This is a genomic window from Pseudomonas sp. HD6515, from assembly GCF_024971855.1.
In the GTDB taxonomy this organism is placed as follows: Bacteria; Pseudomonadota; Gammaproteobacteria; order Pseudomonadales; family Pseudomonadaceae; genus Aquipseudomonas; species Aquipseudomonas alloputida.
On record NZ_CP079827.1, the window covers coordinates 404,167 to 419,241 of the forward strand.

General features: G+C 62.9%; 14 protein-coding genes. 3 read left to right on the forward strand and 11 right to left on the reverse strand.

Annotated features, from left to right (window positions below):
• Positions 1-341: 341 nt before the first annotated feature.
• Positions 342-1,265: a LysR family transcriptional regulator gene (locus KW568_RS01770; RefSeq protein ID WP_003255599.1), complete on the reverse strand. Its 924-nt coding sequence runs from the start codon at positions 1,263-1,265 to the stop codon at positions 342-344.
• A 211-nt stretch (positions 1,266-1,476) separates the two neighbouring features.
• On the opposite strand from KW568_RS01770, the gene KW568_RS01775 reads away from it, so the two are divergent.
• Both KW568_RS01775 and KW568_RS01780 read left to right on the forward strand, forming a co-directional pair.
• Complete coding sequence (locus KW568_RS01775) at positions 1,477-2,757, forward strand: aspartate aminotransferase family protein (RefSeq protein ID WP_004576180.1); 1,281 nt, start codon at positions 1,477-1,479, stop codon at positions 2,755-2,757.
• Positions 2,758-2,904: 147 nt separating this feature from the next.
• The gene (locus KW568_RS01780) at positions 2,905-3,063 is read left to right on the forward strand and encodes a YqaE/Pmp3 family membrane protein (protein ID WP_003177654.1); all 159 of its coding nucleotides are present in this window, start codon (positions 2,905-2,907) and stop codon (positions 3,061-3,063) included.
• A 62-nt stretch (positions 3,064-3,125) separates the two neighbouring features.
• Here the strand turns inward: KW568_RS01780 and KW568_RS01785 are convergent, their stop codons facing one another.
• From KW568_RS01785 to KW568_RS01830, 10 genes are all read right to left on the reverse strand, one after another.
• Positions 3,126-4,949, reverse strand: coding sequence for a S9 family peptidase (locus KW568_RS01785; protein WP_004576181.1), 1,824 nt, complete (start codon positions 4,947-4,949; stop codon positions 3,126-3,128).
• Positions 4,915-6,075, reverse strand: coding sequence for a pyrroloquinoline quinone biosynthesis protein PqqE (gene pqqE / locus KW568_RS01790; protein WP_014860209.1), 1,161 nt, complete (start codon positions 6,073-6,075; stop codon positions 4,915-4,917). Before pqqE ends, KW568_RS01785 begins: the two co-directional genes overlap by 35 nt.
• Positions 6,047-6,322, reverse strand: coding sequence for a pyrroloquinoline quinone biosynthesis peptide chaperone PqqD (gene pqqD, locus KW568_RS01795; protein WP_003255595.1), 276 nt, complete (start codon positions 6,320-6,322; stop codon positions 6,047-6,049). Before pqqD ends, pqqE begins: the two co-directional genes overlap by 29 nt.
• Positions 6,319-7,074: a pyrroloquinoline-quinone synthase PqqC gene (pqqC, locus tag KW568_RS01800; protein ID WP_003255592.1), complete on the reverse strand. Its 756-nt coding sequence runs from the start codon at positions 7,072-7,074 to the stop codon at positions 6,319-6,321. The genes pqqD and pqqC overlap by 4 nt, the downstream gene beginning before the upstream one ends.
• A 162-nt stretch (positions 7,075-7,236) precedes the next feature.
• Positions 7,237-8,148, reverse strand: coding sequence for a pyrroloquinoline quinone biosynthesis protein PqqB (gene pqqB / locus KW568_RS01805; protein ID WP_003255590.1), 912 nt, complete (start codon positions 8,146-8,148; stop codon positions 7,237-7,239).
• A gap of 78 nt (positions 8,149-8,226) precedes the next feature.
• Entirely contained in the window at positions 8,227-8,298 is a 72-nt protein-coding gene (pqqA, locus tag KW568_RS01810) for a pyrroloquinoline quinone precursor peptide PqqA (protein WP_003243383.1), read from the reverse strand.
• Positions 8,299-8,457: 159 nt separating this feature from the next.
• Entirely contained in the window at positions 8,458-10,758 is a 2,301-nt protein-coding gene (gene pqqF / locus KW568_RS01815) for a pyrroloquinoline quinone biosynthesis protein PqqF (protein WP_004576182.1), read from the reverse strand.
• Positions 10,759-10,898: 140 nt separating this feature from the next.
• A complete protein-coding gene (locus tag KW568_RS01820; RefSeq protein WP_003255587.1) occupies positions 10,899-11,693 on the reverse strand; it encodes a carbon-nitrogen hydrolase family protein in 795 nt (264 codons plus the stop codon).
• 14 nt (positions 11,694-11,707) lie between these two features.
• A complete protein-coding gene (locus KW568_RS01825) occupies positions 11,708-13,390 on the reverse strand; it encodes an NAD(P)/FAD-dependent oxidoreductase (protein ID WP_004576183.1) in 1,683 nt (560 codons plus the stop codon).
• Positions 13,391-13,729: 339 nt separating this feature from the next.
• Positions 13,730-14,191 (reverse strand): Lrp/AsnC family transcriptional regulator, encoded by a 462-nt coding sequence (locus tag KW568_RS01830; RefSeq protein ID WP_003255583.1) that lies wholly within the window; start codon positions 14,189-14,191, stop codon positions 13,730-13,732.
• A gap of 187 nt (positions 14,192-14,378) precedes the next feature.
• Here KW568_RS01830 and KW568_RS01835 point away from each other — a divergent pair, with 187 nt between their 5' ends.
• Positions 14,379-14,933, forward strand: coding sequence for a serine acetyltransferase (locus tag KW568_RS01835; RefSeq protein WP_004576184.1), 555 nt, complete (start codon positions 14,379-14,381; stop codon positions 14,931-14,933).
• Positions 14,934-15,075: the final 142 nt, after the last annotated feature.

Sequence of the window (15,075 nt, forward strand, 5' to 3'; positions counted from 1 at the left end):
GCAGCCCAATCGCGACGCAAGGCCGCTCCCACAGGTATCGCCTAAGTTTGGATATGTGGGGCCTTGCGTCGCGATTGGGCCGCGAAGCGGCCCCAGCCATCGCATATCTGTGAATGCCCCTTGTGTAAGCTTTTTCCTACGCGACGCGGTGACTTTTCACCACTGTTCTAAGATTGGATCCACTGTTAATCTTTACCACATGGACGTTGCGCAGGAAGCGCATAGGACAGATCAAGGATGACGACGAAGGACCACCTGCCAGGATGGCGGGGCGATACGGATGTCACAGGGAAACAGTCTGGAAAACCCCGCTTCGGCGGGGTTTTCTTTATGTGCGTGTTTTAGGCCAGCACATCCAGCGGTGATGCCCCCAGCAGGCGGGCGTCCGTCTCTTCCTCAAGCAATGTGCGCAGCAGCTCTACAGAGGCCTGCTGGCGCTGGGCATCGCGAAATACCAAGCCAACCTTCAATGGCACGCGCGGCTCGCTCAACGGCTTCCACAGCAGCCCCTGATCATCTTCGGCGGCCTCCTTGGCGCGCCCCGGCAGAATGGTAGCCAGCGCCGTGTGCGCGAGGCTATCGAGAATCCCTGCCATATTGTTCATCTCTGCCTGCACCTGCGGCCGTCGGCCTTGGCTGGCCAGCTGCGCCTGCCAGATCTGGCGGATCTGGAACTCTTCGCCCAGCATCAGCATGGGCAACTCGGCGGCCTGACGGATGGACACCTTCTTGAAGTCCTTCAGCGGGTGGGTATCGGGTATGACCAGTTGCAGCTCATCTTCGTACAACAGCAGGCCATGCAGCCCTGGCTGGCGCGGCGGCAAGTAGCTGATGCCGATGTCCAGGTTGCCATTGAGCAGGCGCCGTTCGATTTCTAACCCCGACAACTCGTAAATCTGCACGACCAGGTGAGGTTGAGCCTTGCGCAGCCGTTCAAGCAGCTGCGGTATCAGGCTTGGCCGCACGGTCTGCAATACACCGATAGCCAAGGTGCGCAGCGACTGGCCCTTGAAGTTGCGCATAGCCTCGTGGGCGCGCTGCAGGCCGTCGAGCAACGGCAGGGCATGGTTGTACAAGGTGTGGGCGGCCAGGGTCGGCAGCAAGCGTTTGTTGCTGCGCTCGAACAGGCTCAGGTCGAGGCTGTGCTCCAATTGGCGAATCTGCTGGGAAAGCGCCGGCTGTGACAGCGACAGGCGTTCGGCGGCACGGCCTACGTGGCCTTCTTCGTACACCGCGACGAAATAACGCAGTTGGCGGAAATCCATAAGCAATACTTATCGAAAATGCTGGAAAAACGAAATGGTCGAAAACCCTGCTGAAGCCTAGTCTATCGCCGTATTCCAAAGGGTTACAGCGATGATTCGGTCGATTGTTACCCCGGATGAAAAACACTTTTGATAGGAAAGGCAAAATATCGAGTGCCGGCACCAAGACCGCACCGTGGCTGCCCTTTACCGTGATTGGTTGGAGCCCTTGATGAACCTGTTCAACCTGCGCCGCTCGGCTCCTGCCGCCGCCGCCGAGCCCAAGCGTGCGCCGGTGATCGTGCCGCACGCGTCTGAGCTGTCGCCTGAGCGCCTGATGCCCGGCGCCGAACGTGCAGCGCAGGTATTCGTGCGTGGCCAGGGCTCATGGTTGTGGGACAACGAAGGGCATGCCTACCTGGACTTCACTCAGGGCGGTGCGGTCAACAGTTTGGGCCACAGCCCCAGCGTGCTGGTCAAAGCGTTGGGCAACCAGGCTCAGGCGTTGATCAACCCGGGCTCGGGCTTCCACAACCGTGGCCTGCTGGGGCTGGTCAACCGGCTGTGTCAGAGTACCGGCAGTGACCAGGCCTACCTGCTTAACAGCGGTGCCGAGGCCTGTGAAGGGGCGATCAAGCTGGCGCGTAAGTGGGGCCAACTGCACCGCAACGGCGCCTATCACATCATTACTGCCAGCCAAGCCTGCCATGGCCGTAGCCTCGGCGCGCTGTCCGCGTCCGACCCGTTGCCGTGCAATCGCTGCGAACCTGGCCTGCCGGGTTTCAGCAAGGTGCCATTCAATGACCTCGCGGCGCTGCACGCCGAGGTGGATTCACGCACCGTGGCAATCATGCTCGAGCCGATACAGGGGGAGGCGGGCGTTATTCCCGCTACTCAGGAATACCTCAAGGGCGTGGAAACGCTCTGCCGCGAACTGGGCATCCTGCTGATCCTTGATGAGGTGCAGACCGGTATTGGTCGCTGTGGTGCGCTGCTGGCCGAGGAGCTCTATGGCGTGCGCGCCGACACCATCACCTTGGGCAAGGGCCTGGGGGGCGGCGTGCCGCTGGCCGCCTTGTTGGCAAGGGGCAAGGCATGCTGCGCCGAGCCTGGTGAGCTGGAAGGCAGCCATCACGGCAACGCGCTGATGTGCGCCGCCGGCCTGGCGGTGCTGGACAGCGTGCTGGAACCTGGCTTTTTAGCCCAGGTACAGGACAACGGTCGTCACCTGCGTGAAGGCCTGAGCCGCCTGACCGGGCGCTATGGTCAGGGTGAAGTGCGCGGTCACGGGCTGCTATGGGCCCTGCAACTGAAAGAAAACCTGGCCCGCGAACTGGTGGCTGCGGCCCTGCACGAAGGCCTGCTGCTCAACGCGCCGCAAGTGGATGTAGTGCGCTTTTCACCGGCGCTGACTGTGAGCAAAGGCAACATCGACGAAATGCTGCTGCGCCTGGCGCGCGCTTTCGCCCGCCTGCATGCCCAGCAGCAGGCCCGTCGCGAAATGCCGGCGTAGCGGCCTGGCAAAGAATTCAACGAACCGTCTGGCGTTCCTGCGCATCGCCCCTGGCCTGTTTCATTCGGCCCGGGGCGTTTTTTTTTGCCTGTGGAACCTCTACGGCTGGGAGCTAGTCTTTGATGTAACCCTTCAGGAGAGACTCGCATGGACTTTATTCGCATCATCATCGCCATTCTTCTGCCGCCGCTGGGGGTGTTCCTGCAGGTCGGGTTTGGTGGGGCGTTCTGGCTTAATATCCTGCTGACCCTGCTGGGGTACATTCCGGGGATCGTGCATGCGGTGTATATCATCGCCAAGCGTTGATACAGGCAGAGATTGGCCCCTGCAGGAGCAGCACAAGGTTGCTCCTGCGGGGGCGCCTGGAACTATTGCACCAACACCCGGCAATAAAATTTCCACTCTTCTTCCAAGGCATGCGCCAGGTTCTCCGCCTTGCGGAACCCATGCCGCTCTCCCGCATAAAAGTGCCCTTCAGCGTCGATCCCGTTGGCCTGCAACGCTGCCAGCATGGACCGCGTCTGTTCCGGCACCACCACTGCATCCAGCTCACCCTGGAAGAAAATCACTGGCACCTTGATACGCTCTGCATGCAGCAGCGGCGTGCGCTGGCGATAGCGGTCAGCGTCCCGCTGCGGGTCGCCGATCAACCAGTCCAGATAATCACCCTCGAACTTGTGGGTGGCACGGCCCAGGGCTATCGGGTCGCTGACCCCGTACAGGCTGGCGCCGGCGCGAAACACGTCTTGGAACGCCAAAGCGCACAGGGTGGTGTAGCCCCCGGCGCTGCCGCCGCGGATGAACGCCTTGCGTTTGTCGACCACGCCCTGAGCTGCCAGGTATTCGACTACCGCGCAGGCATCGGCCACATCGCTCTCGCCCCAGCGCTGGTGCAGTGCCTGGCGGTATTCCCGACCATAGCCGGTGCTGCCCCGGTAGTTGAGGTCGGCCACGGCAAAGCCGCGCTGGGTCCAATACTGGATACGCGGGTCGAGCACGGGATAACAGGCTGAGGTTGGCCCGCCGTGGATGAACACCACCAGCGGTGCGGCGCCTTGCGGCTGCGCTGGCGGGTAGAAGAAACCATGGGCCTGCTCGCCGCCACTGTCGTAATGGATCGGCTGCGGCAGGCTGATTTGCCCTGCCGGCAGCATTTCGGCACCACCGGCCAGCACGCGTACTTCATGGTTGCTGCGGTCAATGGCAATGACTGCCGGGGGGCTGATGGGCGACGCGGCGATGGCATACAGGTGTTCGCTGTCCATGGCCAGGCTGCGAAAGCGTGTGTAGGCACTGGCGAAACGCTCCATACGGCCATCTTCACCACGCAGCCCCAATTGCCCGAAGCCGTCTTCGAACCAGCTGGCCAGGTAGCTTTGCGGGCCCAGTGCCAACCAGGTACAGGTGCCCAATTGCCAAGGCGCAGCAGCATGGTCTGCCGGTGCGGCAGGCAACGCCTGCCATTGGCCATCGACCTCACCCCAGGGTTGCCAGAAACCATTGCGGTCGGACAGGCAGTAGAGCCGACCTTCGGCATCGAAGCGTGGTTGTTGCAGCGATTCTTCTGCGGCGGCTACACATTGCGCCGGCCCCCAGTGGCCGCTGGCATCGCGCGCGCGATACATCAGCCGGGTGACGGTCCAGGGCTGCGCCGGGCGGTCCCATTCGATCCACGCCAGGCGCTGGCCATCGGCACTGACAGCAGGCGAGGCATAGAAGTCGGCGCCCTCGGCGAGCACCTCGCGGCTGCTGTCACCCAAAGCGACCAGGCGGTGCTCTACCTGCTCGGCATGGCGCTCTTCGACGGCCAGCACCTGGCCGTCGTGCCACTGCACATCGCCGTAGCGGCAGCTGGCATCCTGGGTCAGCGCACGCGGTAGCGAATCGTCCAGCGGCTGGGTGTAGACCTGCTGGTCCTTTTCGTTGACGAACACCAGCCCGTCGCCACCCAGGCAGAAGCTGCCGCCGCCGTACTCATAAACCCGGCTGCGTACGCTGAAGCCGTCCGGGGTCAGGCAGCGGGCCTGGTAGTGCAGCCAGTGCCAGATACGGCACGCTCCATCGGCTGGGCGGAATTCGTTCCAGAACAGCCCGTCGGCACTGACCTTGAGTTCGGCGAAGTCGGTGCCGGCGGCAACCGCCTGGGCCGCGCTGAACTCAGCCGCGGGCGATGACACGGGAGTTTCGATCATTGCGGAAGGTCATCTGTTCGATCGCGAGCTGGGCGGTTTCTGCCTCCTCGCGGGCCTTGAGGATGATGCCGTGCTCGGTCGATTTGGCGCAGACCGGGTCTGCGTTGCTGGCATCGCCGGTCAGCATGAAGGCCTGGCAGCGACAGCCGCCGAAGTCCTTTTCTTTCTCGTCGCAGGAGCGGCAAGGTTCGCGCATCCACTCATAGCCACGGAAGCGGTTGAAACCGAACGACTCATACCAGATATGGTGCAAGTCGTGGTCGCGTACATTCGGAAACTGCACGGGCAGCTGGCGGGCGCCGTGGCAGGGCAAGGCGGTACCGTCCGGGGTGATGGTGAGGAACAGGTTGCCCCAGCCGTTCATGCAGGCCTTGGGGCGCTCTTCGTAGTAGTCAGGGGTAACGAAAATCAGCTTGCACGGGTTGCCCTCGGCCTTGAGCTTGTCCCGGTATTCGTTGGTGATACGTTCTGCCCGCTCGAGCTGCGCGCGGGTTGGCAGCAGCCCAAGGCGGTTGAGGTGCGCCCAGCCATAGAACTGGCACGTGGCGAGTTCGACAAAGTCGGCCTCAAGGGCAATGCACAACTCGATGATGCGGTCGATCTTGTCGATGTTGTGCCGATGGGTGACGAAGTTGAGCACCATCGGGTAGCCATGGGCTTTTACCGCGCGGGCCATTTCCAGCTTCTGTGCAAAAGCCTTTTTCGAGCCGGCCAGCAGGTTGTTCACCTGCTCGTCGCTGGCCTGGAAGCTGATCTGGATATGGTCCAGGCCAGCCTTTTTGAAGTCGGCGATGCGCGCCTCGGTCAGGCCAATGCCCGAGGTGATCAGGTTGGTGTAGTAACCCAGGCGGCGGGCCTCTGCGATCAGCTGGGCAAGGTCCTGGCGTACCAGCGGTTCACCGCCGGAAAAGCCGATTTGTGCGGCACCCATTTCCCGCGCTTCAGCCATGACCTTGAACCACTGTTCGGTGCTCAGCTCTTGGCCCTGGGCGGCGAAGTCCAGCGGGTTGGAGCAATACGGGCACTGCAGCGGGCAGCGGTAGGTCAGCTCGGCCAGCAGCCACAGCGGCAGGCCGACCTCGGGCGTAGGTGGCAACTCAGGCGAGGACGATCCAGTGTTCGGCACGGGCCACCTCCATGAACTGCTCGATGTCATCGGCCACTTCCGGGACATCGGGGAATTGCTGTTCGAGTTCGCTGATAATCGCTGCCACATCACGCTGGCCGTCGATCAGGCCACCGATCAGGCTCGCGCTGTCGTTGAGCTTGATCATGCCTTCGGGGTACAGCAACACATGGCCCTTTTGCGCCGGCTCGTACTGGAAGCGGTAGCCGGGGCGCCAGTTCGGCACTTGGTTACGGTCGAAACTCATAGGGTGATTCCCTTGTGCCACACCCGTTCCTGGGTGACGGAGTGATAGGGTGGGCGGTTCAGTTCGTAGGCCATGCTCATGGCGTCGAGCATACTCCAGAGGATATCCAGCTTGAACTGCAGTATCTCCAGCATACGCTCCTGGCCCGCACGGGTGGTGTAGTGCTGCAGGGTAATCGCCAGGCCGTGTTCCACATCGCGTCGAGCCTGGCCCAGGCGGGTACGGAAATACTCATAGCCGGCGGGGTCGATCCACGGGTAGTGCTGCGGCCAGCTGTCCAGGCGTGACTGGTGGATTTGTGGGGCGAACAGCTCGGTCAGCGAGCTGCTGGCGGCTTCCTGCCAGCTGGCGCGGCGGGCAAAGTTGACGTAGGCGTCCACGGCAAAGCGCACGCCAGGCAATACCAGCTCTTGCGAGCGCAATTGGTCCGGGTCCAGCCCGACAGCCTGGCCCAGGCGCAGCCAGGCTTCGATGCCGCCATCCTCGCCGGGCGCACCATCGTGGTCGAGCAGGCGCTGGATCCACTCGCGGCGCACTTCGCGGTCCGGGCAGTTGGCCAGGATCGCGGCATCCTTCATCGGGATGTTGACCTGGTAGTAGAAGCGGTTGGCTACCCAGCCCTGGATCTGCTCGCGGGTGGCGCGCCCCTGATACATCGCCACGTGGTACGGGTGATGGATGTGGTAATAGGCGCCCTTGGCGCGCAGGGCCTGCTCGAATTCGGCAGGGGACATTGGCAGTGCGTCGCTCATTCGGCTGGCTCCTGTAGAACGATTATCTGGCCGGGCACATCCCTCTCCCTTGTGGGAGCGGGCGTGCCCGCGAACACCGGCGAAGCCGGTGCCATGGACCGTGTTGGCTTTTTCGCGGGCATGCCCGCTCCCACAGGGTCTGGTGTCGCCTCACAGACTGTTTTACAACGCGATGCTCATGCCATCGAAGGCAACTTCGACGCCCCGGCGCAGGACTTCGGCGCGCTCGGGTGAGTCTTCGTCGAGAATCGGGTTGGTGTTGTTGATGTGGATAAGTACCTTGCGCTGGCGCGGGAAGCCGTCGAGCACTTCCAGCATGCCGCCAGGGCCGTTCTGGGCCAGGTGACCCATCTCGCGGCCGGTGCGGGTGCCCACGCCACGGCGCTGCATTTCGTCGTCTTCCCACAGGGTGCCGTCGACCAGCAGGCAGTCGGCACCGTGCATCATCGCCAGCAGCTTTTCGTCTACCTGGCCCAGGCCCGGGGCGTAGAACAGCTTGCCGCCGGTGCGGGTGTCTTCGACCATCAAACCCAGGTTATCGCCCGGGTGCGGGTCGAAGCGGTGTGGCGAATAAGGCGGCGCGGCGCTGCGCAGGGGGAAGGGGGTGAACTTGAGGTTGGGGCAGGCGTCGATCACGAAGCTGCCTTCCAGCTCGATACGGTTCCACTGCAAGCCACCGTTCCAGTGGCTGAGCATGTTGAACAGCGGGAAACCGGTGGTCAGGTCCTGGTGGACCATGTCCGTGCACCACACCTGATGCGGGCAGCCTTCGCGCAGGCTGAGCAGGCCGGTGGTGTGGTCGATCTGGCTGTCCAGCAGGACGATGGCGTTGATACCAGTGTCGCGCAGTGCCCGGGCCGGCTGCATCGGCGCAAAGGCCTGCAGTTGGGCGCGGATGTCGGGCGAGGCATTGCACAATATCCAGTGCACACCGTCGTCGGACAGGGCGATGGATGACTGGGTGCGCGCCGTGGCTTTCAGGGTGCCATCACGGTAGCCCTTGCAGTTGACGCAGTTGCAGTTCCACTGCGGGAACCCGCCACCGGCGGCGGAGCCGAGAACCTGGATGTACATGGCCACTCTCTATGCAGAAACCGGATCTGAAAAACGAAAACGCCCCGGCAGGCCGAGGCGTGAAACCCTAAGCCCGGCTTAGCGGTTAGCGAAGTACATGGTGACTTCGAAGCCGATACGCAGGTCAGTGTATGCAGGTTTGGTCCACATGGAATTACTCCTTCCGAATGAGGGTTGGGTTGTTCAGCTACTACTTGGGTACCGCCATGCGTTGGCAGTTCCGTGAAAACGGGATTGCGCTATCTTACAAGAAAAATTTGAACCGGAAGGTTAATTATTCGAGAAGCGCCGTTGCAGTTCGCGTAATAATCATCGATTTTCGCCCTGCCAGGAAGTGTCTGGCGCGGCAGCGTTGGCCAAACATAGCCAAGCGGAACCTGGGTCGAGCAGGTCGCTCAGCAGGTGGTCCAGATCCGTCTGCCGCGTAGTCAGGATAGACCTGCGCAGCACATCCAGCCTATCGGCTTGTGTGCCCAAGTGTGTCTGCCACGCCCATTCGGCGACATCGGCATTGGCCATGGCGGGTTCGTCGAATTGCCCGGCCAACGCCTGGCGAGCGGCCGGGTCAAGGGTGACGCCATGGCGCAGCAGGCTGAGCAGGTGGTCGAGCACCTGTGCCTGACCGGTGTGGGGGGATTGCACGCCGAACAACAGCCCACCGACCCCCTCGACCTGACGAAAGGCGCTGAACACCGCGTAGCCGAGTTGCAAGTCTACCCGCAGGCGCTGGTAAACCGGCCCTTGCAGCAATTGGGCTAACAGGCGGCCCGCGGCCTCTTTTGCCGCCGGCAACGGGCAGAACAGCAGCAGGGCATGTTCGCTGCCTGGCACTTGGGCATGCTGCCAGCGGTGGTTTGCCCAGGTTGGCAGGGGGCCAGGCCGCGAGCCCTGGCCAGGGCACTGCTGCAGCGCAGTGCCCAAAGCCTTTAGCGCGCTATCCTCGAAGCCTGCAGCCATGCCATGCCACTCGGTGTTCAGCCACAGGCTGTCAAGTTGCTGCTGGGTAAGCGTGCAGGCAGGCACCACTGCGGGCAGGCTACCCCGTACCGCGTCTGGCAGTTGCTTGAGCAGGGCCCTGATGGGGATCAGGGCCGGGGGCTGCGCCATGCAGGGCAGCCAGCAACTGGCAGGTGGCTTGAGCATCAAGGCCAAGGCTTGTTCCACTGCCCGCAGCACTGCTGCTGGCAGGCCGGCGCAGCGCAACTGCCAGTATTCTCCGGCGCTGCTGTACTGCAGTTGCACGGAGGCGCGGTCACAGCGTTCCTGCAGTGGTGCCAGGGCCAGTTCCAGCACACGCTGTAGCTGCTGGCGCAAAGGCGAAGGTACATACCAGCGCAGGTACAGCGCAGCGTATTGGCGCGCGGGCGGGAGCTGGTCACTGATCTTCAGCGCTGCCGGCAGCGGCTGCGCCTTGGCATGGGGCAGGTCAGCCTTCAGCAATGGATCGACTGGCAAAAGCTGCCAATCGCCATGGTCGCCACCTGGCAGGCTTTCCAGCAGGGCGCCAAGCGCCTGCAACCCTTGGGCATCCAGCCTGGCGAACGGCTGGCCTGTGCTGTCCCGGCGGGCCAGCTCGAGCGCGCTGGCACTGTGCGCACGGCTGTGCTGCAACAGGCCGAATTGGTGGTTAAACTGTTCGCGGTCGGCCTGGCGGATGAACCTGAACCAACCTTGCAGCAGGGCGCTGGCTTCGTCCGGGCAAGCGTCGGCACTGAGCTTCAGGTCAAGGTGCCACAGCAGCTGACCGGCGAACGCATACAGCCTTTCGGCCGTGAAACGTTGTAGCCAGCCACGCTCGCGAAGCGCGCCCAGCCAGGTACCTGGGCGGCTGTCCTCCAGGTAAGCGATCAGCAGTTCCAGGGCGTGCTCGGCACCGCTGGGGAGGCTTTGGTGCGTGAAGGTCAAAGCGCTAGCCATTGCTGGCAGTGGCGGCGGCAGCATTTGCGGCACGCGCTCACCTGCAGCGAACAGTTCGGCCTGCTGCCGGGCAAGGCATTCAAGTTCATCCAGCGGCTGCGGACCGCAAAGGCTCAGGCAGATCTGGCCGCCTTGGTAGAAGCGTTGATGAAAGCCCGCAAGCGCTTGCTGGAAGGCCGCATCGTGCAAGGCCAGGGTGTATCGATTGCCAGCATGAAAAGCGCCCAGTGGATGCTTGGCTGACACTGACTGCAGCAAGGCGAACTGCTGTTGGGCCGATGGATTGCGCGACCAGGCGATGAATTCGGCATGGATCACTTCGCGTTCACGGCGTTGGCGTTCGATGCCCAGATCCGGTTCTGCCAGCATTTGGCACAGGCGCTCGAGACCGCCACCGAGCGTGTTGGGGGGCACCTCGAAGAAAAAGTCGGTGGCGCGTTCCCGGGTGCTGGCGTTGACCTGGCCGCCCAGGGCTTGCACGTAGCGCATCAGTCCGTCTTCCAGCGGGAAGCGCGGGGTACCGAGGAAGAACAGGTGTTCGAGGAAGTGCGCCAGACCGGGCCATTTGGCAGGCGCGTCGTGGCTGCCCGCGTGCACCCGCAGTGCGGCGGCCGAGCGCTTGAGGCGCGGGGCGTGGCGCAAGGTCAGTTGCAAGCCGTTGGCGAGGGTGAGGTGGCGGATGGCGTCAGGCATGGGGGCTCCGGTGGCTGCTTTCCATGCTAACCGATTTGTTCGCAGGCCCGGCCTTTTCGCGGGTAGGGCGCCGGTATGAAAGGCAGCGCAGACCCCGTGGGAGCGGGCGTGCCCGCGAATGGGCCGCATAGCGGCCCTTGTCAGCCTTTACGCAGGTGCAGCTCCTGGCGCAAATCGGTCAGGTAGGGAAACGCCGTGCGCCCCTGCACCACCCGCTCATGTTCAAGCTCTGCCAACAACTGGCACTCATCCCGCCCGGCCATGGCCAGCAAGCTGCCATCCGGGCCGATGATGCTGCTCTGCCCGCAATACTCAATCTCGTCTTCCGCACCGCAGTAGTTGGCATATACCAGGTAGCACTGGTTTTCCTGTGCCCTCGCTCTCACGGTCACCTGGCAGGTAAAGTCGTACGGCGTCATGTTCGCCGTCGGCACCAGGATCAGCTCGGCGCCGTCCAGCGCTAGGCGTCGGGCGTTCTCCGGGAACTCGATGTCGTAGCAGATCAGCAGGCCAACCTTCCAGCCTTCCAGTTCCACCACCGGGAAGTGGTCCGCACCAGGGCTGAACATCGAGCGGTCCAGTTCACCGAACAGGTGCGTCTTGCGGTAATTGCTCAGGCTGCGGCCATGCGCATCGATCAACTGCACGCTGTTGTAGATCGCCCCGTCGTCACCGCGCTCCGGGTAGCCATAGACAATGGCGATGCGGTGCGCCTGGGCGATCTCTACCACGGTCATGGCTGCCGGGCCATCGGCGGCCTCGGCCAGGCGCTCGACCTGGGCCAGGCCGATGTTGTAGCCGGTCAGGAACATCTCCGGGCACACCAGCAACTGTGCGCCGCGTTCGGCTGCCAGCTGCGCCTGGTGGCGCAGCCGTTGCAGGTTGCCGGGCACATCCAGTGGCTTGGGTGCGCCCTGGTACAGAGCGATGCGCATGGTGCCTCCTTGTCTCAATCCGCTAGGGCGATCGGGCCGATTTCGTTGAACACATCGCCCGGGCCCGGGTTGTCGGGGTGGGTGTGGCCACCAAAGTGGTTCATGATACCCCACACTGCATTCAGCGACGTCTGCACCGCGCCTTCAACCCAGGCGGGGGTCCATGACACGTCGTCACCAGCAATGAAGATACCGCGCTGCTCTGCCGGCATGTCCTGCTGCATGAAGTGCGCGTACATGCGCTGGTTGTAGCGGTAATGGCCCGGAAGCGCGCCTTTGAAGGCGCCGAGGAAGTACGGGTCGGCCTCCCAGGAAACCGTGATCGGGTCGCCGATGATGTGGCCGGCGATATCGGTCTTCGGGTAGATCTTCTTCAGCGCATCCAGGGCCAGTTGTACGCGCTTCTCCACCGGGTGCGGCAGCATCTTCAGCGCGTCGCTCATCCACGAGTATGACAGGCAGATCACCCCGGGCTTGTCGTTGCCGTTGTCGAACAGGTAAGTGCCGCGGGTGAGGCGATCGGTGAGGGTCATGCTCAGCAGGTCACGGCCGGTTTCCGGGTCCTTGTCCTTCCAGAACGGGCGGTCGACCATGACGAAGGTTTTCGACGACTGCATGTAGCGGGTACGGTCCAGGGCCATCCACATCTTTTGCGAGAACAGCGATTCTTCGCAGTCGATCTGGGTGGTCAGCAACCAGGTCTGGCAGGTGGCGAGTACTGCGCTGTAGTGGCGGGTATCGCCCCAGTTGTCGGTGACCGCCAGGCGGCCATCGGTGGCGCGGGCAATGCGCTTGACACCGGTACGCGGTGCGCCGCCATGCAGCGTGCTCAGGCTGGTGCCCTCTGGCCAATGCACGCAGCGTTCCGGTACGTGGCGCCAGATGCCTTGTGGCACTTGTTCCACGCCCCCGACCACCAGGTGCTGGTGGTCGTCGCAGTTGGTCATCACCACGCGGAAGATTTCCAGCATCGAGTTGGGGAAGTCCGAGTCCCAACCGCCGGTGCCGAAACCGACCTGGCCGAACACTTCGCGGTGCTGGAAGCTCAGCTTGGCAAAAGAGCGCGAGGTGGCGACGAAGTCGTAGAAGGTGCGGTCGTCCCACAGCGGCACCAGCTTGTTCCAAAGTTCCTTCAGGCGCGGTACATCACGGTCGCGGATGGCCTGCTGGATATCGGCGAACTGCGCACCGCTCTCCAGCGCATCGGCCCAGGCGTCGGCTACCTCATGAAACAGTTGTGGCAGGTCGGTGGGCTTCTCGGCGTAGTAGGTCTGGCCTTCCAGGTCGATCACCGTGCTGCCCGAAGCCGGGGTCAGCGGGTTGGGGAAGGGCTTGGTTTCCAGGCCCAGCTTGTCGACGTAGTGGTAGAAGGCGGTGGACGACACCGGGAAGCGCATGCCACCCAGTTCGGCAACGATCCCGTCAGTGCCATTGAAGGCTTGCGAGCGCAGCCGGCCGCCCAGCTTGGAAGCCTCGTACACCACCGGCTTGAGGCCCAGCTTCATCAGCTCGTAGGCCGCTACCAGGCCGGCGATACCGGCACCGACAATGGCCACCTCTTCCCCATGGCGCTCAGCCGGAATGCTGCCCAGGCCTGCCGGGTGTTCCAGCCAGTCGTCGAAAGCAAAAGGGAAGTCCGGGCCGAAAATGGTGATCGGCTTCTTGCCGTCGGCGGGGTGGCGGTTCTTCTTGTTCATGAAATGACCTTGCCAGAGAGGCTGCGCGAGGAGCGGAGCCTGAGTATAGGAGATGCCTGGGGGTCATTTTAGGGAGTGAGGTGTTCGTTATTAAGGTGCAGAGTGTTGTCTGAATGTAGTTAGTTTCGTCGTAATGATTAAGCTTATGTTCATTAAGACGAGGCAGGCGGTCGAGGTAGTTCACAAACCGCCCTGGCCCTTTGTAGGAGCGGGTTCACCCGCGAATGCGTCGGTAGATTCTCTGCCCTATTCGCGGGTAAACCCGCTCCTACAACCGGCTCCTGCCGCGAAATCTAGAACTGACCCACGCCCGCTAACCTCACCCGAGCGCCAGTCCGTTCAAAGCGGCTGTCCACGGTCCACCTTGCTGCTGAGAATGATCGACGTGGTGGTTTTCTCCACCCCGTCGACACTGCCAATCTGGTCGAGCAACTGATCCAGCTGCTCGGGCGAGTCCGTACGCAGCCAGGCCACATAGTCGAATTCGCCGCTTACCGCACACAGCTGCTGCACCTGGCCCATGGCACTCAGGCGCCGCACCACGTCCTTGCCGGAGCGTGGCTGCACCTTGATCCCGACATACGCCTGCAACCCGCCGCCTATCACACTCTGGCCCAGGCGTACGCCATAGCCGGAGATAACCTTGTTTTTCTCCAGCCGCTCCAGGCGCGAATTGACGGTGGTGCGGGCGATTCCCAACTGGCGGGCGAGGGTGGCGACGCTTTCGCGGGCGTTGATCTGCAGCAGGGCGATCAGCTGGCGATCGATTTCATCCAGCGTGATGGAGCGGGAATCCGACATGGCGAGTCTCTACGGTTGGCCCGCTAGCCTAGCCAGCCTGTGCCAATCAGGGCAAGGCCAGGTACAGTCGATCACCGTTGACGGCGTCGGCTTGGCACTTTGGGTTAGAACGGCCGCGCATGTCCGAAGGCTGCGTCTTCGACACTAATTCGGCATGATGAAGTGCTAGTTCAACGGGAACCTCAGCGTGAACCTCGACCACCTGCTCGAATGCTGGCGACTGGAAGTCTCCAACAAGAAAAGGCCCGGACGCCCTATCAGCCTGCTGTTCAACGTGCTGCGCCGCGCACGCAAGGACAACAAACTGCGTTTCCTCTTCGCCTATCGCCTGGCCCAGTACCTCGACGCCCGCGGCGGCCTTGCCCGGCGTCACGCCCGGCGCATGCAACAGCGGCTCAACCTCAAGTATGGGGTGGACATCGACATCGGCGCCCAGATTGCCCCCGGCCTGCGCATCGCGCACCTGCCGGGGGTGGTGATTACCCGGTATGTGAGCATCGGGCGCAACTTCTTCATCCGGCAGAACTGCTCGATCGGCATCAAGACCCTGGGGTTGCAGGAGTACGCACTGCGCATTGGTGACAACGTGAGCATGGGCGCCAACAGTTGCATCGTTGCTGATCGCATCGACATTGGCGATGACGTGGTGATTGGCGCGATGTCGTTGGTTACGCGGGATATTCCGCCTGGCATGACCTTCTTCAACCCACGGCAGGTCGAGATGCGTCCGGGAGGGGATTAACCAACAGCGGTACATTTGCGGACGTTGGCAGAGGGGGCGGTGGAGCAGGCTGGGAGGGTTCTGATGGGGTTGCCCATGGTTGATGGCCTCGCCCGATGGACTGGATCATGCAGTGGTGCGGCCTTCTTCGTTTATCCCCAGG